This window comes from Marinomonas sp. SBI8L (genome assembly GCF_001624705.1).
GTDB lineage: Bacteria > Pseudomonadota > Gammaproteobacteria > Pseudomonadales > Marinomonadaceae > Marinomonas.
This window is the reverse complement of record NZ_JSEO01000001.1, coordinates 185,818-207,070: the sequence shown is the minus strand read 5'-3', so window position 1 is coordinate 207,070 and position 21,253 is coordinate 185,818. Positions and strand designations below refer to the sequence as shown.

The 21,253-nt window shown below is 40.3% G+C and carries 17 protein-coding genes; 3 read left to right on the top strand and 14 right to left on the bottom strand.

The window, feature by feature from the left end; genetic code table 11:
- Positions 1–172: 172 nt before the first annotated feature.
- The 3 genes from OA91_RS00935 to OA91_RS00925 form a co-directional block, all read right to left on the bottom strand.
- A complete protein-coding gene (locus tag OA91_RS00935) occupies positions 173–658 on the bottom strand; it encodes a hypothetical protein (RefSeq protein ID WP_046016119.1) in 486 nt (161 codons plus the stop codon).
- Between the two features lie 244 nt (positions 659–902).
- Positions 903–2,636, bottom strand: coding sequence for a sodium:solute symporter family protein (locus OA91_RS00930; protein ID WP_046016120.1), 1,734 nt, complete (start codon positions 2,634–2,636; stop codon positions 903–905).
- A gap of 12 nt (positions 2,637–2,648) precedes the next feature.
- Entirely contained in the window at positions 2,649–2,897 is a 249-nt protein-coding gene (locus OA91_RS00925) for a DUF4212 domain-containing protein (RefSeq protein WP_197477686.1), read from the bottom strand.
- Positions 2,898–2,943: 46 nt separating this feature from the next.
- On the opposite strand from OA91_RS00925, the gene OA91_RS24175 reads away from it, so the two are divergent.
- Positions 2,944–3,084 carry a hypothetical protein gene (locus OA91_RS24175; protein WP_157203829.1) on the top strand — a complete coding sequence of 47 codons (141 nt, stop codon included), beginning with the start codon at positions 2,944–2,946 and terminating at the stop codon, positions 3,082–3,084.
- 8 nt (positions 3,085–3,092) lie between these two features.
- On the opposite strand, the gene OA91_RS00920 is transcribed toward OA91_RS24175, so the two are convergent.
- From OA91_RS00920 to OA91_RS00895, 6 genes are all read right to left on the bottom strand, one after another.
- Positions 3,093–4,763 (bottom strand): aminotransferase class V-fold PLP-dependent enzyme, encoded by a 1,671-nt coding sequence (locus OA91_RS00920; RefSeq protein ID WP_063338430.1) that lies wholly within the window; start codon positions 4,761–4,763, stop codon positions 3,093–3,095.
- A 34-nt stretch (positions 4,764–4,797) separates the two neighbouring features.
- Positions 4,798–5,262, bottom strand: a complete 465-nt coding sequence (locus OA91_RS00915; RefSeq protein WP_063338431.1) for an Lrp/AsnC family transcriptional regulator — start codon at positions 5,260–5,262, stop codon at positions 4,798–4,800.
- A gap of 278 nt (positions 5,263–5,540) precedes the next feature.
- The gene (locus OA91_RS00910; RefSeq protein WP_063338432.1) at positions 5,541–6,647 is read right to left on the bottom strand and encodes a hypothetical protein; all 1,107 of its coding nucleotides are present in this window, start codon (positions 6,645–6,647) and stop codon (positions 5,541–5,543) included.
- Between the two features lie 283 nt (positions 6,648–6,930).
- Entirely contained in the window at positions 6,931–10,098 is a 3,168-nt protein-coding gene (locus tag OA91_RS00905; protein ID WP_063338433.1) for an efflux RND transporter permease subunit, read from the bottom strand.
- Complete coding sequence (locus tag OA91_RS00900; protein WP_063338434.1) at positions 10,098–11,363, bottom strand: efflux RND transporter periplasmic adaptor subunit; 1,266 nt, start codon at positions 11,361–11,363, stop codon at positions 10,098–10,100. Before OA91_RS00900 ends, OA91_RS00905 begins: the two co-directional genes overlap by 1 nt.
- On the bottom strand, positions 11,360–12,823 hold the full coding sequence (locus tag OA91_RS00895) for a TolC family protein (RefSeq protein ID WP_082827720.1): 1,464 nt from the start codon (positions 12,821–12,823) through the stop codon (positions 11,360–11,362). The genes OA91_RS00900 and OA91_RS00895 overlap by 4 nt, the downstream gene beginning before the upstream one ends.
- A gap of 277 nt (positions 12,824–13,100) precedes the next feature.
- Between OA91_RS00895 and OA91_RS00890 the strand changes: the two genes are divergently transcribed.
- Positions 13,101–13,424, top strand: a complete 324-nt coding sequence (locus OA91_RS00890) for a hypothetical protein (RefSeq protein WP_063338436.1) — start codon at positions 13,101–13,103, stop codon at positions 13,422–13,424.
- 66 nt (positions 13,425–13,490) lie between these two features.
- Here the strand turns inward: OA91_RS00890 and OA91_RS00885 are convergent, their stop codons facing one another.
- The 4 genes from OA91_RS00885 to OA91_RS00870 form a co-directional block, all read right to left on the bottom strand.
- Positions 13,491–15,425 (bottom strand): calcium-binding protein, encoded by a 1,935-nt coding sequence (locus OA91_RS00885; protein ID WP_063338437.1) that lies wholly within the window; start codon positions 15,423–15,425, stop codon positions 13,491–13,493.
- Positions 15,426–15,493: 68 nt separating this feature from the next.
- Positions 15,494–16,000, bottom strand: coding sequence for a hypothetical protein (locus OA91_RS00880; protein WP_063338438.1), 507 nt, complete (start codon positions 15,998–16,000; stop codon positions 15,494–15,496).
- A complete protein-coding gene (locus tag OA91_RS00875; protein WP_063338439.1) occupies positions 16,000–17,823 on the bottom strand; it encodes a type I secretion system permease/ATPase in 1,824 nt (607 codons plus the stop codon). Before OA91_RS00875 ends, OA91_RS00880 begins: the two co-directional genes overlap by 1 nt.
- Before the next feature lie 520 nt (positions 17,824–18,343).
- The gene (locus OA91_RS00870) at positions 18,344–19,069 is read right to left on the bottom strand and encodes a sulfite exporter TauE/SafE family protein (RefSeq protein ID WP_063338440.1); all 726 of its coding nucleotides are present in this window, start codon (positions 19,067–19,069) and stop codon (positions 18,344–18,346) included.
- 160 nt (positions 19,070–19,229) lie between these two features.
- On the opposite strand from OA91_RS00870, the gene OA91_RS00865 reads away from it, so the two are divergent.
- Positions 19,230–20,132 carry a LysR family transcriptional regulator gene (locus OA91_RS00865; protein WP_063338441.1) on the top strand — a complete coding sequence of 301 codons (903 nt, stop codon included), beginning with the start codon at positions 19,230–19,232 and terminating at the stop codon, positions 20,130–20,132.
- A gap of 335 nt (positions 20,133–20,467) precedes the next feature.
- Here OA91_RS00865 and OA91_RS00860 read toward each other — a convergent pair whose 3' ends face one another.
- Entirely contained in the window at positions 20,468–21,205 is a 738-nt protein-coding gene (locus OA91_RS00860; protein ID WP_063338442.1) for an SDR family oxidoreductase, read from the bottom strand.
- Between the last annotated feature and the right edge of the window lie 48 nt (positions 21,206–21,253).

Here is a 21,253-nt window from a genome sequence, read left to right as displayed (position 1 = left end):
TATCTTAGGGTTTTCTTTATCTCCCCAACGAGCAATCCAAAATAAACCTAAGATGTAGGCTATCGCCAGTAGAATCCAAATAGGAGTTAAAATATTAAGCTCCTATAGACTGAAATTGAGGTTTAGGTTTGTCGCTTTACAGCAATCAGCTGTGTATTTGACCATAAATGGTTTAGTTCTCGCGTTTAAAGTCTTCATTAAAGCTGGTCTGATAATCGATAAATGCCATTTCTGTTTCGCCATAATAGATACTTTTTGAGGCGATGGTGACCAAACGTATGACTGATTCTGGTGTGATTTCAGATATGATTTTCTGTGACCACTGAGTACCTTGGTCTGTATCTTGGACAAAATAAAGTTTACTAGTATTGCCTTGGTTATCGAGTAAGGACGCTTCTACTTCAGAAAGTGAATAGGGTGAACTTACTATCAAGGTTTTACCGTTTTCAATATAGATATTGAGTTCAAAATTACCGTTCTGAAAAGTACATTTGCCACTGGTGTAACGACAGTTAGATTTAGCAACAAGAGGGTAAGACTCCCCTTCGATGGCTTTATGAGGCTTTTCACTGACTAGGTTATCAACACCAAAATAAGCTAATAAAGCTAGAATAGGCGCCACTATTAGTGCGATAACTACGTGTTTATTTTTGAACATATAAAATCCTGCTTATGATTATTAAAGAGATACAGGTGAGTTTCTGCTCAAACCTTAAGTGAAGGGTAAAGCCTGTTATCCACTTTATCGCATCGCATTCCGTGTCTATATTTTGCTCATATTAGAGTATAAGCAACAAGTGTTTATGAGTTTATATATGAGAAAAGATACCGATACAAGGATCGGTATCTTTTTGTTTAGCTTGACCTAATTAAGCTTAAAACTAAATTAGGCCCAGTCAATTTTAGTGATCCGATGCTTGGCCTGCGCCAGCTGGGATACGTATATGTTCTACCATATCTTGAACATCTTTAGGTGCTTCGCCATACATTCTGTAAACCGCTAGAGCAACAGTAAAGTTAACTAAAGCGCCTACTGCACCAAATGCATTTGGTTCGATACCTAAGAACCAGTTATTTGGTAAATCACCTAGGAAAGATGTGCTAGCAATAAACATGATGCCCTTATGTTGGAAAACATAGAAAAGCGTCACACTTAAGCCTGCAATCATGCCGGCAATCGCACCTTCACGGTTCATTTTCTTAGAGAATATACCCATCATTAAAGCAGGGAAGATAGAAGAGGCTGCTAGACCAAAGGCTAGAGCAACTGTCCCTGCGGCAAAATCAGGTGGGTTAAAGCCTAAGTAACCTGCGAATACTATGGCACCTGCCATGGCAATTCGACTGGCTCTGAGCTCTTGCTTCTCTGTAATGTCGGGTTTGAGTACCCCTTTTAACAAGTCATGAGAAATAGCTGATGCAATTGCGAGCAATAAACCTGCTGCGGTAGATAGTGCTGCTGCAAGACCACCCGCTGCGACAAGTGCAATAACCCAGTTAGGTAGTTTAGCGATTTCAGGGTTAGCAAGTACCATGATATCTCTGTCTACTTTTACTAGCTCATTTTTAGACTTGTCTGCTTCGTATTGAATACGACCATCACCATTTTTATCTTCAAATTTAAGAAGACCAGTTGTTTCCCAGTTTTTAAACCAATCAGGACGCTCAGCATAAGCTAGATTTTCTTCCGCTGCTGGTGGTTGCATTGTATTGATAAGGTTTAAACGCGCCATAGCAGCAACAGCAGGTGCTGTTGTATACAAGATAGCGATGAAAACAAGCGCCCAACCTGCAGAAGTACGCGCATCTTTCACTTTAGGTACTGTGAAGAAACGGATAATTACGTGAGGAAGGCCCGCAGTACCTATCATCAGAGATAGAGTGTAAGCGACCATGTTTGTGGTGCTTAAGCGAGTTTGAGTACTGTATTCTGCCCAACCTAACTCAGTCACAATCTGATCAAGTCGATCAAGGAGGAAGGTCTCAGAACCAATCAAGGTACTACCTAGACCAAGTTGTGGAATTGGGTTACCTGTAAGGTTAAGTGAGATGAAAACTGCAGGAATAGTATAAGCAAAAATAAGCACGACATACTGAGCTATCTGAGTATAAGTAATCCCTTTCATACCACCCATTACTGAGTAGAAGAAAACGATAGTCATACCAACCAATAGACCCACTTCATACTGCACTTCTAAGAAGCGTGAAAAGGCTACCCCTATCCCTTTCATTTGCCCAATAACATAAGTTACTGAGGCAACGATCAAACAAATAACCGCCACAATGCGGGCAGTTTTTGAGTAGAAACGATCGCCGATGAATTCTGGTACGGTAAATTTACCGAACTTACGAAGATAAGGAGCAAGAAGCAATGCGAGCAATACATAGCCACCGGTCCAGCCCATCAAGAAGACAGAGCCACCATAGCCATAAAATGCAATTAAGCCAGCCATACCGATGAAAGACGCTGCAGACATCCAGTCAGCACCTGTCGCCATGCCGTTAAGTACAGGGTGTACGCCACCACCTGCGACATAAAACTCTTTCGTTGAGCCCGCACGAGCCCAGAATGCAATACCTAGATATAAGGCAAAAGTCATTCCGACAACAATATAGGTTAATGTTTGTAATTCCATGATGATCTCCGATTATTCATCAACGCCGTGCTCAATATCGAGCGCCGCCATTTTTTTTGCATAGACGAAAATAAGCACAACAAAGGTATAAATAGCCCCCTGCTGAGCAAACCAGAAACCAAGTTTGTAACCACCGATCTGTATATTATTGAGCACATCGACTAGTAAAATACCGCATCCAAAAGAAACGACAAACCAGACCACAAGCAGCTTGATCATCAAGCTAACATTGGCGCTCCAATAGGCATTATTCTTACTCATTATTATTATCCTCATTAGGTAAGTGCATATTGATGATGAACCCCTAATGAAAAAGTCAGTATTAGACTTTAGTCGAGACGCTTTATTTACCGTGCTTGAAAAGAAAAAATACGAAGGAATTGAGCGAAAAAGTAAAACACGGCTAACGAAAGTTTTTGAAACTTCGTCAGCCCTGTATTCTGATTAGAAAGGGAATTAGTAAAGGAAATCTTCTTTAGCGACAAAGTCTCTGTGCTTAGAAGCGAGAGCAGTCGTTCCTGTATTTAACACATACTGAGGTACCAAAGGTGCTGATTTTACTAGGCTTTCAGCTTGGTTTAAGTAAGCTTGCCATAGATCGTCTTTTGCTTGAATGTTTAACAATTCAACCTGATCTGGGTTTGAATTAGTTGCTTGCATTAAGCTATCCAAACCAAGGCTTAAACTCATTACCTCTGCTTTTTTACCTGCATACAACCAAAGATCTGTACTCTGATCATATTCATATAGAGACATTAGTCTAAGGCCGTGTTCAGCAACAAATTCGATCGCTTTTAAAATAAATTCGGCTTCTTCTTCCGCAATAAAGTAGTTTAAGTTAAAGCGAACCCAACCTGGCTTGAAGCGCTTGTCTTGTGCGATTAAATCGACAAGCTCTAGGGATGTTTGCTCATCTATGTTTAATAGGTCATGACCATAAGGGCCTGCGCAAGAGCAACCTGCACGCATTTGAATGCCAAAGAGATCATTTAGTAGACTCACGACTAAACCATGGTGTAGATAGCCAAATTTTGTTTTTACCCTAAATGACGTAATAGATAGGCGTTTCGCATTTGGGTTACCTAAAACCTCTATAGCATTGTTGTTATCAAATTTTTGTTTGATAAGGTCAGACCACTTCTCTTCTAATGCTTCAATGGCGTTATCGCCAATATCTGATTTCACTTTAAATGCCAAACCAGCCCGAATGGATTCTATGATTGCCGGTGTGCCTGCTTCTTCACTACGTTCGCCCGGCGCTAAAAAGGTGTGATTATCTCGGCTCACAAAAGAAACCGTACCGCCACCAACGGTTGAAGGCCTGTCATTGGTGAGTAGGGCGCGCTTGATGATCAAAACCCCTGGTGTGCCAGGACCGCCAACAAGTTTATGAGGAGAGAAGAAGAGAGCATCTTTATCCGCGCCTTCTACATCAGAGTTCATCGCCACTTTCATGTAAGGTGCACCCGCAGCAAAGTCCCAAAATGATAAAGCTTGATGCTGATGCAATAGCGCTGCAACAGCATCCTGCTCTTGAATAATGCCTGTTACGTTAGAAGCCGCTGAAAAGCTTCCAATTTTTAGAGTTGTGTTTTTGTATGCTTGTAGTTGTGACTCAAGGTCATTTAAGCAAATTCCGCCATCTTGAGCTTCTTTGATACGAACTACTTTTGCTCCAGACTCACGCCAAGGTAATTCATTAGAGTGATGCTCGTAAGGGCCAATAAAGATCACAGTATCTGAGTCATTTAAGTTATGGGCTAAGGTTAGAATACGAATCAACTTATCAACTGCAGCCGTCGCGCCAGAGCCGCAGAAAAGTACAACATCATCTTTGTTTGCATGACATGCTGATGCAATAAGCTGTCTTGCATCTTCACGATAAGCACTTGTCTGGCGGCCAGTCACGGTCGCCTCGGTATGCGTATTGGCATAAAAAGGCATGACTTTTTGAGTAATAAAACTTTCTATAAAGGATAAGCTACGGCCTGATGCCGTGTAATCGGCATAGGTGATTTTACGTGAGCCAAATGGTGTTTCAATAAACTCACTGTCACCAATAAGCCCTTGTCTCACAGACTCTAACGCCATAGTTAATTTTGTATTTTGTTGGGTTGAAAGGGTCATGTACTTATCCTCTACTATGATCCCTACACCCTTGTTAATTCTTTACGCTGGGTAAAGGTAGCTCCGTTGTCCACTTAATTTGCTCCATAGCAAAATTAGAAGTGACATCGGTTAGAGAGGTTGCAGAAATCAATCGTTTATAAAATTCGTCATAGGCTTTGATGTCGGACACCAGTACCCTTAAAAGATAGTCGTATTCACCTGCCATACGATAGAACTCAACGACTTCTGGAAACTGAGCAACCACATCTGAGAAGTTGTCTAACCAGTTAGCGTCATGCTGATTTGTCTTCACTTGCACAAATACAGAAACGCCTAAATTGAATTTATCACTGTTTAACAGAGCAACTCTTTTACGCACATAGCCCTGTTGTTCTAACTTTTGAATACGACGCCAGCAAGGGGTTTTAGAGAGTCCTACATGGGCCGCCATGTCTTCTAAAGAAATACTATCATCCCTTTGAATTAAAGTAAGTAGTTCTAAGTCTGTGCTGTCCATGGGTGTTTTTTCTCTTTTATTTTGTATTTGTTAGTATTTTATTTCTACTTGAAGAGGGTTTTCAAGTGCTTTTAGAAGTGTGTTTTAGCAAAGCTAGAATTAGTAAAAAAAGGTTGTGTTAAAAACAGAGAAAAATAATCAAAAAAACCTTTAAAAAGTGAAAATAAATTCAGAAAAGACATGTTTTTAGGGATGAATAGAGGAGAGCAAAAAAATACCCAAAACAGATAAGCATTGGGTATTTTTTGATTCGTTTTATTTCGCTGTTATTGCAAAAATTAGGTGGTCAATAGATTAAGCGCTTTATTAGAATCCGCATTTGCTTGAGCAAGAACGGAACCTCTCGCATCATTAATCATATTTTGCTGTGCTCGTTCAGCGACTTGAATTGCAAAGTCAGTACTGGTTATTCTGTCGTGCATAGCATCGAGCTGCTCTTGTGTACTAAAGAGCTTTTTCATTGTGGTGTTAAAGTCTGTTTCTTGTGCATTGTATTGAGAGCGAATATCTCTCACCACATCCATACTGCCATTAATAGCAGAGAGTGAATCGCGAATAGATTCAGGGCTATTCAGATCAATCTGGTATAAACCCTCTCTTTCAAATTTGCCATCCACATTATGAGTGACTACGGTAACGCCATATTGGGTTTCGTTATGAGAGGCGAAGGTCTGGTTAGTATTCTGAGTTAAAAGAGGATCACCACCATACTTGGTAGAATCAAATAAATCTTGAATACCTGCCACAATATCTAATGCTTGAGCTTGAGTGTCTTCCACTTGAGTTTGAAACTCTTCTTGTGATTGACCTTCCTTTCTCTCATTTGGCGTGCCTTGAGCGAGTTTTTGTAACTCTTTCAAACCACCTTGAATTTCATCTAAAGAATCGTTCGCCACTTGAATCATAGAGTAGGCATTAACCGTATTACTGATCTGTTTTTGATTCTTATTTATTTCAGTGGTTAAACGTTCAACTGATCGTGTTAACAGAGCTTCTTTCTGATTTGGATTGATCTGTTGAAATGTATTGTCAGCTTGTTGTTGGCTGATGTGTTTAGTATTTATTTTATCAACGTAAGTATCACGTGCAGGGCGAGTATCTTGCCCGCTTCCTGTTCTAACTACCTCTTTACTTGTTTCAACTGCGGGTGCTGCAGTAGCAGCAGTACTTGCAGGCGTGTTCACTGCATTTGCGGCAGCAGAAGCACTGGTTGTCACAGGGTTAGTGGCAGCTTGGCTCGCAACACTAGGACTAGAGGCTACTTGGCTAGAGGCAACACTACCCGAGGCAGCAGGTGTTGTTGCCGCAGCGACAGGCGCAGCATTGCTAGAAGCCGCTGGCAGTGTCATAGGTGGTATTGTTGTAGAGCCATTAATAGTAGACATTAACTAAATCACTTTCTGTTTACGTTTTAATCAGTATAACTTTGAAATTAACCAGAGTTAATAGCTTATCACTGATAAAAACCTAGGAAAATGGCTATTCCATCTGGAGCTAATTGATTTATATGCAATTTATCAAATTGTAAAATTACATATAGATTGATTAAATCCAGTTACTTTTAGTTAAGGAAGGTACAAATAGTCAATAACTCAAGTTTGCTGAGGTGGCTGAATTAGCCTTCATTCCTTGCTTCCTTTGCCATTTAAGCAAAGGAAGCAAGTTCAGTTATTTTGGGTTTACCCCTAATACGCCTTGGCGAAAACGTTCAATTAACGCCTTGATATCTTCGTGTACCATAAGTAGTGCAGGAATAAGCACTAGAGTAATCACGGTCGCATACAAGATCCCATAAGCGAGAGATACTGCCGCAGGAATTAAGAACTGTGCCTGACGAGAGGTTTCACCTAATAAAGGCATTAAGCCAACAAAGGTGGTGATAGAGGTTAACAATACCGCTCTTACTCTATCGCGGCATGCTTGGTTGATCGCTTCTTTGATTGAGTTAGTCTCTTGCTTAAGCTCATTAAAGCGTGATGCCAATAGCAGGCTATCATTCACCACAACGCCACTTAAGGCGATGATGCCGTTCAAAGATAATATTCCTAACGCCAAATCATTAGACCAATGACCTAACATGGCACCTATGATGCCAAAAGGGATTGCCATCATAATGAGAAATGGCTGTACATAGGATTTAAGCGGGATAGCCAAGAGAATATAAATAATCAGCATCGCCATGATAAAAACAACTAACATGGAAGACTGAGTTTCAGCTTGCTCCTTTGCTTCACCTGCAAAGCTGATATCAAGGCTTGCAAATTGTTGCTCTAACTCAGGGACCAAGTCTGATTTAATTTGGCTGACTAATTCTGTGGCAGATAAAAGGTCCTTATTCAATTCAGAGCTAATATAAACGGCACGTTTTGCATCAATCCGTACAATCTCTTGTTCAGTAAATCCCGAACTGATATTCACTAAGGCACTCAAAGGAACCTGATTACCATCGTCCAAACGGATTTGAGTATCAATGAGGTCAGTCATACTCGCCTCAGAACTATCTGGGTAACCTAGTTGTACTTCAACTTCATCACTGTCTCTTTGGTAAGATTGAACCTTACTGCCATCAAAGTAACTTAACACTTGGCTAGATAGGCTTTGAGTGGTTAAGCCTAATGCTCTACCTTGTTCAGTTAAGCTCAAATTTAGCTGTGATTGAGACAGTGCTGCATTATCTTCGATACCGCTGACAGCAGGGATAGAAGACAGGTAGTCTTTGAGTAATTGGGAAGCTTCACTTAATTCCTCATTACTTGAAGATCTTAGTTCAATACGAAGAGCGTCAATGCTGCCTCGACGGGTTTGAACTTTTAAGCTTTTAGCACCTTCAGCTTGCCCAATACTTTTTTGCCAAGCGGCGGCGAATTGTTTGGCGCTATAGGATAGGTCCGAATTTAATTCAATGGTGATTCTGCCAGATTGATCATTACTAGAACTGACTTGCAGGTTAATAATGCCATTATCTGTGCTTGCCTCATCTCTTAGTTTGAGTTCGGTGCTATAAGCCGCTGCTTCCATACGGGCTAGTACCTGATGAGTCTGCCCATAACTGACATCATTATGCATATTAAGGCTGGCGCGTACTGTATCTCCAGGAATGCTGGGGAAAAAGCTTACCCGAATTGCACCGGTAAATGGCATGCTAGCGACAAGAACAAAAATACCGACAAAGAGAATCAAGACTCCATAGCGATTAGCGAGAGCAAAATCGATACTTGGCTTATAAATACGTTGCGTAAAGAAACTTAAGGCTTTATCTGCCAAGTTTTGTACCCAGCGAATTAACATCATAGGCCAAAAACGGCTCTTGGCTGGACGAGTATTTAAGTGGGCTAGGTGAGCAGGGAGTATGAGTTTAGACTCAACGATAGAAAGCATTAAGCAAACGGCAACAACAGTGCCAAATTGAGCATAAAGAGTACCTAATCTGCCTTCAATATTGGATAAGGCAAAACAAGCTGCAACCGTAGTAAATACGCCAAATAAGGTGGGGACAGCGACTCTTAAGGTTCCTCTAATTGTACTGGCAATATTATCTCCATGTTTAGACCTTTCGCTGTAAACACTTTCTCCTACTACAACAGCATCGTCCACCACTATGCCAAGGGCCATGATAAATCCAAAGGTGGTAAAGGCGTTTAGGCTCATGCCTAAAAAGCCATCTCCCATTAGAAATAAGGTACCAAAGAAGATAAACGGCAAACCTAAGGCAACCCAGAGGGCAACACTCAAGTTCAAAAAGATCGCCAACATCAAGAAGACCCAAAACACACCGTTTATTGCATTATCAATAAGTAGGTCTAAACGCTGGTTAATGGCTTCACTGCGGTCATACCAAGTAGCAAGTTCTACTCCTGTTGGTAACCTGCCTGATTCTAACCATTTTTGACTGACAGCTTTGGCGGCAATCACAGAATCAGAAATGTCAGTCAGACCTGTGGTAATGACTTGAATAGCAATACTGTCTTCATTATTGAAGCGAGAGAGTACCGCTGTATCTTCATCATAGGTGTCTCGAATAACCGCCACATCGGATAACAAAAGGCGGCTACCATCGCTAAAGGTTTTGATGGTTAGTTCGGCAAAATCACGGGTTTGGTAAGCTTGTTCAGAAGATTGGATTTGAAGGTATAAGTCCGCATTTTTAAGGGTGGCGGTATTGGCATTGGTTGATTCTTGGTTAATGGCGTCCGCTACATCACTCAAGGTCATGTTGTAAGATTGCAAACGGCCTTCATCAATATCTACCTTGATAGTGGCATCTAACCAACCTGAAATCGTTACTTGACCAATATCAGGATTAGCCAGTAGGTCAGCTTTTAAATCAGTCGCAAGGTTTTGTAGTGTATGTCGGCCAACATCACCATAAAGCTGTAGCCAAAGGGCGTGCTCTTCACGTGCAGCCTTTTCTAGAACAGGGCTCTCAGCATCAGAAGGAAAGCTAGAAATTGTATCTACCTTGGCCTTCACATCTGTCATGAGTACATCAATGTCATACTCAGACAGTTTTTCTAAACTAACGCTTACTCCATTGGCGTTAGATGTCGTTGTCATGGTCTTGATGCCTTCAACCGTTTCCAACTCATTCTCTAACGTAATCGCAATTCCTTCTTCGGCTTGAAGTGCAGAGCCACTGTCATAATCAATACTAATGGTGATGGTATCTGGCTCGGTACTGGGAAAGGCTTCTTTACGTAAATCTCCCATGGTCAAAGCACCAAGGGCAATCACAAGCAGCATTAGTAGATTAGCTGCAACCGGGTTATGCGTGAACCAAGGGATAATGCCACTTGGGGAGTTCGCCGAGTTCGGGCCATGAGGGTGGGCAGATGACATTAGTTATCTCCTTTCACATTCAAGGCTTGGCTTGGATTCGCTGAGTTTTCCTGTGAGCCAGACTTCTGTGCTAATAACTTTCTTGAGTTCTCTTGGGGCTGGCTAGCATCTAAATTGCTTTTAACCTTCATACCCTCTAAATAACTATTGTAAGGGCGAATCAGGACCCGCTGTTCATCTGCTTGTAAATCGGTAGGAGGGGTAATATACACTTGTCCGTTAGCGCTAAAGACAGGATCAGCACTAAATGCAGCGAGTCTATTTTCCTGATTTAAATACCATACTTGGCTTTTCTGACTAAAGGCTGTGCTAGGTAATTGCCATAGTTTGCCCATAGAAATCCCTTTTAAGCTGGCTTTCACAAAGCTGCCTGCATAAAGTGCAGGAGTTTGCTGTAATGGATTATCAACAGCGATGACTAAGGTTCTAAGGCGAGTACTACTATCTCTATGGCTATCTGCAGAAAGCACATACGCTTGCCATTTAGCTTGGGTTTCAACATCCGTTAAAGTGACAGGCCAACGTTCTTTTTGCATGGTTTCAATGCTAGGCAATTTAGCCCAATCTTTGGCTGAAAGGGCAATCTTAATATCCATGCGGTCTGTGTTGTAAATTGTGCCTATCTCTGTGCCTGCTTGTACATAACTACCGGGCACGATTTCACGGCTAACAACGAGTCCATTAAATGGTGCTTTGATGCGAGTATCTTCAAGGTTTTGTTCTGCTTCTTTAAGGCTGGCCTTAGCATCTAAAAGGGCTGCTTTTGCCTCTGCGATTTGCGGTTCTCTTAATACTAAATCTGAGCTAGGTTGGCCAGAAAGCCCTGATGCATTCCATTCATCAAGCGCTTGCTCCGCACTTCTTAACTCTTCCTTTAACGCGACTACCGCGCTGGTAACGGCGTATTCTTGGGTTGCCACACTAGCTTGGTAGCTCGTGTCTGCAATAATGGCAAGTAGCTCTCCTGCTTTTATCTTTTTACCTGCTTCAAACTCTTTGGCTAAATTGGTGATTTGCCCTGAATTTTGCGCTTCTAAGGTAAGAGAGTATTTGGGTTCAGCACTACCAAATGCCTCAATGACAGGCTGATAATCTCCCACTTTTGTTGGTATAACAGAGACCTGAGGCAGCACTTGTACACTGGCTTTTTTAGGGCGTGTTTGGTTCTTCTTCGCTTCAAGTTGGTTTGAGACAAAAATAAAAATTAGGCCGGACACCAATAAACAGGCGATTAAAAAGGCAAATTGGGAGACTTTGCGTGTCATGGTGATACTCCATTTGAGGCAGAAAACTTGCCCTTAGTGTTTTGATCTTTACTTTGAGTGTTAGCGACTTGGCCAGATAATCCAAGGGCCAAGCCAAGGGTAATACGATTATCAAGACGCTGATAAATAAGGTCATCCAATGAGGCAATTAAGTTAAATACATCCTGTTGCACACCCAGCAAATCGACAATATCAACACTGCCGTTTTTAAAGTTCTTTTGATATTGCAGTAGGTTGTTCTTTTCTGCAGTTAAGGCATCTTCAAGGTGAGTTTGGCGAAGGCTTAGAGACTTCTCGAGGCTGATGGCATTTTCAACTTCAAATACCGCATCTAAGAGAGTCGCTCTATAGATCTGATAACTTTGTGCTGCTTCATATTTAGCTACATCAATCGCAAGGTCTAGCTTTCCTTGCTGGAACAAAGGAATGGTTAGCTGTCCTAATAGACCCCATACTGGTGACGTAAAAAGTGCAGCAGTAGGAGAATAAGCCACATCGGTTAAGCTGGCACTTAAACTCAGTGAAGGGAGTAGGTCTTTATAAGCAACTTGAACGTCTAAATCTGCTTGCTCAATGTCATAAAATGCAGACATAAGGTCAGGGCGACGCGCTAAGGTTTGCTCAGGTAATTGCGCTAAAGGAATGAGCACCTCAGGATAGTCTGTTGGCATTTGAATATCTTCAATTTTGTTATACCCCAAAAGACGCATCAAGCTACGCTGGTTAATCGCTAAGTCTTCGCGATATTGTTCGACCTTTTCTTTAGCACTGGATAAAGAGCTTCTTGCACCATCTAATCCTTCAAGATCACCATTACCATTTTTATAACGGTTTAATAATAGGGATTCGTTTTTTGCTAAGAGCTCAACTCTGTCTTCTTCAACCTTTAATGCTCTTGATTGAGCAATTATCCCTAGCCAAGCAGACATGATTTGAGCAACTAAGGAATCTAATGAGGCTTGATAAAGCGCTTGCTGGCTTGAAAAGGCTTTCGCTGTGGCTTTATTTCCATCCGCTATTTGAGACCATAAGTCAGCTTCCCAACTAACCGTAATGCCGCCCGTATAGGTATTTTTTTTCCCTTCATCATTGTTGACTTTAAATGAAGCGTCCACTGTTGGTAGCAAACTATCATCCGCTTGGTTCAACTGGGCCCGACGTATTTTAAGAGTAAGTAACACTTGTTGAAGGTCTGGGTTAGCGCTGATTCCTTGCTCAATCAAAGCCGTTAAGCCTTTATCATCAATTAACTCAGTTAGGCTGGTGGCTTCACCTGAAATCGGTGAGGATTGCCATTGCACTTTTTCTGATTGCGCTTCAGAGGCTGCCAAACTATTAAGATTCGAAGGCTCATCATCAGAACTTGGCAAGCTTTGACAAGCCGACAGAGTCAAGGCTAGTACAGACATGCCTGATAATTTAGCTAACTTGTTATGGGTATTTCTCTTAAAAAGAGGCATAAAGTGTATGGTCTCAAAGAGGATAAGTTAAAATAAAATATATAAGAGAATCATAATACTTAGCTAATACTGAGATGTTTAGCAAAAGCTTGGCTAAGTTGAATTATTTACTTTATTGACAATAAAACCTGAAGAAAGCTGACACAGGGTGCATGTTTGCCTGAAAAAAGGCTAACTTGATACATTTTGTGATATTTAGGTTGAAGGCAAAAGAAAAGGCTAGGAGTAAGGGGGTTAAGCTTCTTGCTACACATAATGATAGGGATAATCAGAAATCATGCAATACAAATTAGAAATCTACGCCCCAGAAACAGAGATAACCAAGATACGTGATCTGCTCATTGAAATGAAAGCAGGCATAGTTGGTAATTATGACAGTGTTATCTCGATTGTTAATATTTCGGGCTTTTGGCGACCTAACCAAGCATCTACGCCTGTCACAGGGGAGAAGAACCAGATTAACTTTGGTCATGAAGTTCGTATCGAGGTGCGTTGTGACAAAGACAAGGTCGCCGCGACGCTCAAAGCTATTCGTCATATCCACCCATACGAAGAGCCTGTTATCAATATTATTCCGCTTGCAAATCATGAGTTTGAATAGGTAAAAACTATTTATTGGGAACTATCTAAATACGAACTTTCCCTGTTCGTATTATCCGTTTATGGCTTAATCAAAGTAGGACTCCCAGCACCCACCGTCGATTGCGTCCGTTGGCAAAAGGCTTGGGTCACTGGAGGCGGCAATAAAGTATTCATCTGTACCATCTGTACTACATTGTAATGGTTCACTGAAATAAAATTGATATAGACTATTATCTAGTTGAACCCAAGTGCCAGAGGGGTCTTCAGCGCTTTCCCACCAGATTCTTTGCCATGTACCATGGTCTACCTGATAAGGCGAAGCATGGACGTTTTGGTCGTAATTTTCTCCAAGCTTTATCATGATGATGTCGTGGCCTTGGTTACCATTGCCATCCGCATCATAATTAAAGTCTCTGATACGGTTTAAAGTGTTATCAATGACAAAAAGGTCTGTGTCGCTGCCCTCAAACTCAGCATCATTACCAGAAGCATTATCACCATCGCCCCATAAGTGGTCTTGTCCTCCATGGCCTACTAAGATGTCAGAGCCTCTTCCTCCATAGATATAGTCTGTACTGCCAGCGCCAATGAGAAGATCATTACCATCCATGCCATATAATCGTCCTGTAATGGCAGTGTCGTCATAGTCTGTAAAACCATGTACCGCTAAGGTGTCTGCATTATCTGTTCCTGCAATATATCTGTCGGTACCATTACCTGTATCGGCAATATTAGCTCCCTGGAAAAAGCGACCAGCATAAGCACCATAAAGGTATAGAGAGTCACCGTCTTCCAACTCAAGTCCATTAAAGAAATCTTGGGCACTAGTATTCGTGCTGACATTAAAGGCACTTAATTGAGAATCTATTGTGCTTGGGTCGTATTGACTACCATCCCCATCATAATAATCGTTACCATCTCGTGTAATTTCTAAGCGAGTTTTATCGACTACTTCATAAATTTGGCCTAAAGCTGTGTTAAGGGAGACAGAGCTGCTTTGTAGGTTATTGCTGATATAGTTTTGAAAAGAATAGCCTGGGCTTAAAATAGCTACGATACCACCGTTGCCACTACTTGTTTGATCTGCATTAAGAGTGAAATCCCCATGTGACGTACTAGGTACACCTCGAACATCGCCAAACTCATCAGAGCTTGTGACCACAAAAATATCTTGCTCATCAAAGTCTAAAAAGTCCACATAGTCTGCTTGAGAAACCTCACTTTCAGATTCAACACCCGATGTCATAAGGCTGTTCACGGCTGTCATGAGCGCACTGGTACCTGTACTGTACATGGCGGAAACGAGCGGATTGCCTTGAGTGGCTGTTGAGGCACCTAAAAGAGAAACCCTTAGTATGGCTTGTCCTACCCCCCAAGTTTCCCAATCGACAGCGGCATTGGTACCTGCGACCGTATCATCAAAGTCACCTGAGGTAACAATGTCTTTACCTGCTCCGCCATAAACTTCATCAATGTCAGAGCCAGTTCGTTTACCTGGGTCAATAAAGTCATTACCATCGCCACCATCTAGATAATCTTGATCTTTACCGCCAAACAAAACGTCGTTACCGGCTTCACCATAGAGGTAATCATCTGCCGCACCACTATCAAGGTAATCATCATCATCCCCGCCATAGAGTGTCTCTCTGCCCCCATCACCGAGTAAGGTGTCTTCGCCATCTTCGCCATAAAGCCAATGATCACGATTATCATCACAGTTAATTTGTAAGGTATCTTGTCCATCCCCCCCATAAACTATGATATTAAAGTTAGTGGCAGGGTAGTAACAGTTTCTTGCTAAGAAGGTGTCATTTCCACCACCCATTTCAGCATAAACATCTAAATTATGCTTACCACTAGCTAAGCGATTAGCGCCTGCGTATTCATAATAATCGTTGCCGCCGTACATATAGGCATACCATTCATGGTTTTTAGAATAACCATCATCGGTTGTGTAGTAATAACGGTCAACCGTTTTAGAATCATCACCACCACTTCCAGAGTATGTATGTTTAGTCACTTGTATTCTCCAAATTTTTATCCGTTAGCTTTTAATGTTTTTAGTTTTTTTTATTTAGTCTAAATTTTTTATTCTCGCATTCCTTTCTCCTTTAAGTTGATTATTGAATCCATTAAATATTCAAATAAAGTTCGTTTTTGAGTTTTAATAAAAATTTCGACAGGTAAACCAGATCTCAATTTGATATTTTGACTTTCTTCTTTAAGGTTTTCTGGCTCTAATGGCACCTTAATAATGAAGTAGGATCGGTTTGTTAGAGGATCAAACTCAGTGCTTTCAGATATATATTGAACCTGTCTATGAATTGGTTTTTGTTGTTTGAAACTATAAGATGAAAAACTTAATCGAACAGGGGTTCCTATATCGACCTGGTCAATATCTAAAGGGTTCAGCTGTGCCACAATTTCAAGGTGATTAGACCTATTTGTCCGAGTTTCTCCTGATGCAATTACTGCTCCTGATGTAGGTGCAAAATAAGACCAAGTGAGAAATAGGCCAATAAAAATAGCAATGGCGCTTAAGCAAATATAAAGTGGTATTTTGATTTCGTTTAGAAGAGACTTTTCAAAAAACATTATGCTTGACCTATTTTATTATTTTTTGTGTTTATATTTTCTTGAGCCTCTAATTTCATTTTATAACCATACTGGTATTGAATAGAGGGGACTGCTAAATCAAGTTTTTGAGAAGAGGTTGTTTGTTTTTTCAAACGACTTAGGACATCTTCTTTTAATCCTTTTCCAATCAAGCGACCCTTATCGAGTACAATTGCTTTGGATGCAATATCAATCATATTTGGCTTGTGACTGATGAAAACAATGATGCAACCATCTTGGCTTAATGCCTTAAGATTTGTTTTTAAGGCGTCACAGGATTGGGTATCTAAGAAAGAATCTGGTTCATCAAGAACCAGAAGAAAAGGGTCTTGATATAAAGCTCTTGCAAGACCTATGCTCTGTTTTTGTCCGCCAGAGAGTTGTGGCGTATTTGTTGTTAATTTTGTGTTATAGCCATCAGGCAATTGCTGTATGAAAGCATGCGCGCCCGCTTTTTTCGCGGCTTGATACACATCTTCTATTTTTGCATTGGCATCTAGGCGTGCGATATTTTCCCAAATGGTAGCAGGGGCTAAATTGACTTCTTGGGGCAGATAACCCACATGATTAGAAAGGTTCTTAGATGTCCATTGGTTTAGCTCGTTACCGTCTAATCTGACCTCTCCTGTTGTGGGTTTTAATAAGCCTACGAGAGCCTTACTTAGGGTGCTTTTGCCTGCACCAGACTGGCCTAAAACCGCTAAAATATCTCCTTTCTCTAAATCAAAATGAACCCCATGTAACAAGTAACTAGCTAGATGCTTAGCCTGATAATTGTTAGCCGCTTTTACTTGTTTCGAAATCGTTAACTGCTTGACTGATAGTGTATTTTTAGGTTTTAGGAGTATTGCTTTTTCAGCTGATACTGGTGAATGTTCACTAAATAAAGAGACTAGGTTCGAATACGCGTGACGACCCGTTAATAACTGAGCCCAAGATCCCATCAGTTGCTCTATTGGGCTCAAAGCGCGAGACATTAAGATGGAGCCTGCGACAACCATTCCTGGAGACACCTGACCTTTTAATAGTAGGAAGGCAGCAAGCCCCATAATACCGATTTGAGACAGCATTCGAATATTTCTAGCAAGAGCTAGTAGGCTTGAAGAGCGGTTTTGAGATAATAGGTAATCATCTTGTGCATCTAAGCGCTTTTCTTGGTAGCGTTTAATGAATGCGTCATTCATACCTAGTGCAAGGATTTCATCCGCATTTTTGATACTTTGATCTAACCAGATTTGGCTTTGGTTTTGTTTGTTTTGAAAGTTGGTTTGATGCTTTCGCGTACTAAACTCACTAATCAGTGTTAAGCCAAATAAAATAACGGCTGAGATTAATGTGAATATGCCTAACCAGACATTCATACTAAAAAGTATGATCAAGAATATACAAGCCCAAGGGGCATCAAGAATAGGAAGTAATGCTCGACCACCAATTAAAGATTTAACTTGTGTTAAATCACGAATTCCTTGTGCGCCAATATGCTTACCATTATGGGTTGCCGTTAAACTTGCTTCTAAGGTTAATGGGGTAAGTTGGTTTTCTAGCCAATTTCCTAATTTAAATAAAACTTGAGATCTTCCCCAGTCAATCACGCCATAAGCGACTAATGATAAAAAAGCTAAAATGCTGATTAAGTAAAGTGTTTCTAACTGAAAGCTCATCATGACTTTATCAAAAATAGCCATCATATAAAGAGGAGCGGTTAATAATAGTATATTAATGAATGCTGAAATTAATAGTGTGATTATTAACGAACGAGAAATGTTTGTTTTAAGTAGGCGTACATTTTTTTTGACTTCCATTTTTAATATCTCTCTTAAATTTGGAACTTTAATTTAATCTTTTTGATTTTTTATTATCAAAATAAGATTTTTAAGGATCCTATGAGAGGCTTGTTTTTTTGGTAGATATATTTTTGCAACACTGTGTTGCAAAACTAAGCCATCAAATACCTAATTTAGCATCATCTAAAATATAATTTTTTTATAAAAGAAAGCGAATTTAGATATTTTTATAGAGTGTTTTCTATTTTATAACTTAGGTTATAGGTATGTATAAATATAATGATGCCTAAGGTTTTGTTATATTTATTGCTTTAATTAAAGTTAATTTATTTAATTTTTGTTTAGTGGTTTTTTTTGTATTTAGAAGAGGTTTTTTATTTGGAAATCGGTTGAAGCTACAACCTATAAATGAAAAAACTCTGCCTTTCATACCTATGGTTAAACAAAGTAATTTAATAATGATTCTATTAAAAAAGTGGTGCTTTTGTAGGTACTTTTACCCACTTGTTTTAGAAGACGTGATTTGTTTTCTCCTTCCCTAAGACATAAAAATCAACTTAACCGCTGCTATACAGGTCATTCCTCGAATCAAGGTTTTAAACTGTTTAAGGTTAAGTCGTTTAAGCAGTAAATAACCAATGCCGGCACCCACTAAAAGGGCTGGTAGGGTAATCAGGCTTTGCTTAGCTAAAGGCCAACTGAGAATACCTAAAGAAATGACCACGGTAATCTTGATGATATTAATGATTAAAAAGACCCAAGCCCGCGTCGCAACATAGCTGTTTTTACTCAGCTTTTGTTCTAATAAGTAGAGACTAATGATTGGGCCTGCAGCATTTGCCAAAATACTAATAACGCCAGCAAAAAAAGCCATAGAGCGAGAGACAGATTTAGTTTGCATAAAACTGACTTTTTTCCACTCTAGGTAAGTGCCTAAACCTAAGGTGAAGAGAATAATGACACCTAGCAACTTACTAAAGTTATTGGCATCAATATGGGCAAGTAGATATGAGCCGAGCACAATACCCAGTGCCGCCAATGGTAATAAACGTTTTAAGCTTGGCCAAGATACATCAGTACGATAACTACTTACTGCAAGCATATCTGCCACTAAATACATGGGTAATAACACCACAATTGCTTCTGCGCTTGGAAATGCTGTCAAAGTAAGTGTGAGAATAATGAACCCCATCCCACCGGTTGAAAACTTAGAAATACCAGTAATAAAACCTGCAAGAAGCAATACGATTTGGCTGTTATCCATAAAGGTTAATGTATCCTCTAAAAATGAAATATCTGCCTTAGTTTATGAGCGAAGCTCGAAAGACTAGGAATCTGGTGAATTTGAATGAAGCCTATTTTAATTTGCAATATGATCGTAAGATAACGCTATTTTTTGATTAAGATGAAAGGTTTTATAGATCATGAATAATGTCCATCTTTATGCTTTTGTGGCCGTGGTTGAGCAGGGAAGTTTTAGAGCTGCCGCTAATTTTTTACATAAAACTCAATCAACCATAAGCGCTGCGATTGTAAGTTTAGAGCAAGAGTTTGAAGTGCAATTACTCAGCCGAGATGCTTATCGACCTGAGCTTACGCCAGAAGGTAAGGTGTTTTATCAAGAAGCGCGTATCACGCTAGAAAAGATGCAAGGACTAGAAGCATTGGGTCATCAGCTAGCATCAGGTATAGGTCCAAATTTGGCCCTGACGCTAAGTGCATCTTGTGTGCAGTTACAAGGTTTAGTGCAGCTACAAATGTTTGTCGAAAAGCACCCAGAAATGCATTTAAGCATGAGTACAGAGCATCTATCTGGCGTATTAGAGTCTTTGCAATCAGGTAAAGCTGATATAGCAATTAGCCCAAATTATGGCTTAGGACAAGAGTTTGAGTTTGTAGAAATAGCCAAACTTAAATTAGTGACAGTGGCAGCCCCTCATTATCTTGAAAACCAAACACAGCGAATCATTCCTCAAGCTGAACTAAAAAACCGCCCTCAAGTTTTAATTGAAGATTCAGGCTCATTGCACCCAATCGAAAGGTTAAATGTGATTCCTAATGGCCAACGTTGGACGGTTAATGACTATATGATTAAACAGAGGCTAATTGTGTCAGGCTTAGCTTGGTCTCGATTGCCTTATCATATGGTTGAAAAAGAGCTAAAAGTGGGGAGTGTCGAGATGATAGAGGTGGAAGATTTTGCCTCTAATGTTGTATTACCGATTTACCTTATTCGCTTAAAAAGCAATACCTCAGCTATCGCAAACAGTTTTTGGGATTATATGATTAAGGAACCTTCGAATAAGTCCTCCCGTCTCAGCGTGTAATAAAAGTGCCTAGATTGATGGCGAGGTGTGAACTTAATAGTCATTCTATTGATAAGCACCTCAACATAAAGATAGGGCTTTTAGGCCACGCCCTGCGGGTCTTTCAGAAAAAGCGTCACTCTGTGTTGTCCCTTTTCGAAAGGTACCTACATTACATCAAAGTGACGCCTTGCTTGACGCTTTTTCTGAAAAGACTGAGAAGAGGTTACTTAATCGCAGGTTCCTTAAACAATACCAACCAGGCTATAGCGACTAGCACCATGTTAATGAAAAATGGACCTAAGTTATTAATATGTTTAGGTCCATTTTAGAGATAACAAACTATTTAATATGCATTAGCTACCGAGATCTGCCAGTACAATCGATTTAGAAAATTCTTGATAAGCTGTTTCAAACTGTTTTGCCATTGGGTCAGGAAATAGGTGGAATTGACCTTCTGCTAAGGCTGAAATAACACCTTCGGCAACCGTATTTGCTGATTCACCCTCTGTCATGCCTGCTTTTGCAGCCATATCAGTATCAATAGGCCCAGGGTGTACACTTAAAACTTGAATGTTTTTATCTAAAAGCTGCTCTCTTAACCCTTGAGTAATGGAGTAAGAAGCCGCTTTTGAGGCTGAGTAAGCATCAACGCCTGAGAAGTTGCGGATAGAAACTATGGAATTTAATTGTACAAATGCGCCTCCCCCATTTGCTTCGATTATAGGCGTTAATGCTCTTGCAATTCGGACTAAACCAAATAAGTTAATATCTAACTGTTGTTCTAATGCTTGATCAAACTCCTCTTCGAATAGATCAGCAATTTCTAGAATACCTGCATTGTTAATAACAACTTCAACATCCTTTGCAGATGTTGCAAGTGCTTTAATTTCTTCAGAATTGCTCATATCAAGCTTAAGGGTGACAACCTTATCACCATATTTTTTAACAAGGCTATCAGTGCTACTTAGGTCTCTTACGGCCAAATAAACTTTTTTAGCGCCATGCTTTAACAAACTTTCAGTGATGGCTTTGCCTATGCCACGGTTCGCGCCAGTTACTAATGCCACTTTATTTTCTACTAATATGCTCATTTTAAATCCTTAAAATATGAATTGTACCGATCGGTAAGGTTGAGCTAT

What these genes read in the sequence shown, in the direction of transcription:
- OA91_RS00875 (WP_063338439.1), bottom strand. Translation starts at nt 17,823, where the DNA reads ATGGAAGTCAAAAAAAATGTACGCCTACTTAAAACAAACATTTCTCGT.
- OA91_RS00915 (WP_063338431.1), bottom strand. Translation starts at nt 5,262, where the DNA reads ATGGACAGCACAGACTTAGAACTACTTACTTTAATTCAAAGGGATGAT.
- OA91_RS00890 (WP_063338436.1), top strand. Translation starts at nt 13,101, where the DNA reads ATGCAATACAAATTAGAAATCTACGCCCCAGAAACAGAGATAACCAAG.
- OA91_RS00900 (WP_063338434.1), bottom strand. Translation starts at nt 11,363, where the DNA reads ATGACACGCAAAGTCTCCCAATTTGCCTTTTTAATCGCCTGTTTATTG.
- OA91_RS00935 (WP_046016119.1), bottom strand. Translation starts at nt 658, where the DNA reads ATGTTCAAAAATAAACACGTAGTTATCGCACTAATAGTGGCGCCTATT.
- OA91_RS00880 (WP_063338438.1), bottom strand. Translation starts at nt 16,000, where the DNA reads ATGTTTTTTGAAAAGTCTCTTCTAAACGAAATCAAAATACCACTTTAT.
- OA91_RS00930 (WP_046016120.1), bottom strand. Translation starts at nt 2,636, where the DNA reads ATGGAATTACAAACATTAACCTATATTGTTGTCGGAATGACTTTTGCC.
- OA91_RS00920 (WP_063338430.1), bottom strand. Translation starts at nt 4,763, where the DNA reads ATGACCCTTTCAACCCAACAAAATACAAAATTAACTATGGCGTTAGAG.
- OA91_RS00895 (WP_082827720.1), bottom strand. Translation starts at nt 12,823, where the DNA reads ATGCCTCTTTTTAAGAGAAATACCCATAACAAGTTAGCTAAATTATCA.
- OA91_RS00925 (WP_197477686.1), bottom strand. Translation starts at nt 2,897, where the DNA reads ATGAGTAAGAATAATGCCTATTGGAGCGCCAATGTTAGCTTGATGATC.
- OA91_RS00870 (WP_063338440.1), bottom strand. Translation starts at nt 19,069, where the DNA reads ATGGATAACAGCCAAATCGTATTGCTTCTTGCAGGTTTTATTACTGGT.
- OA91_RS00865 (WP_063338441.1), top strand. Translation starts at nt 19,230, where the DNA reads ATGAATAATGTCCATCTTTATGCTTTTGTGGCCGTGGTTGAGCAGGGA.
- OA91_RS00905 (WP_063338433.1), bottom strand. Translation starts at nt 10,098, where the DNA reads ATGTCATCTGCCCACCCTCATGGCCCGAACTCGGCGAACTCCCCAAGT.
- OA91_RS24175 (WP_157203829.1), top strand. Translation starts at nt 2,944, where the DNA reads ATGAAAAAGTCAGTATTAGACTTTAGTCGAGACGCTTTATTTACCGTG.
- OA91_RS00860 (WP_063338442.1), bottom strand. Translation starts at nt 21,205, where the DNA reads ATGAGCATATTAGTAGAAAATAAAGTGGCATTAGTAACTGGCGCGAAC.
- OA91_RS00910 (WP_063338432.1), bottom strand. Translation starts at nt 6,647, where the DNA reads ATGTCTACTATTAATGGCTCTACAACAATACCACCTATGACACTGCCA.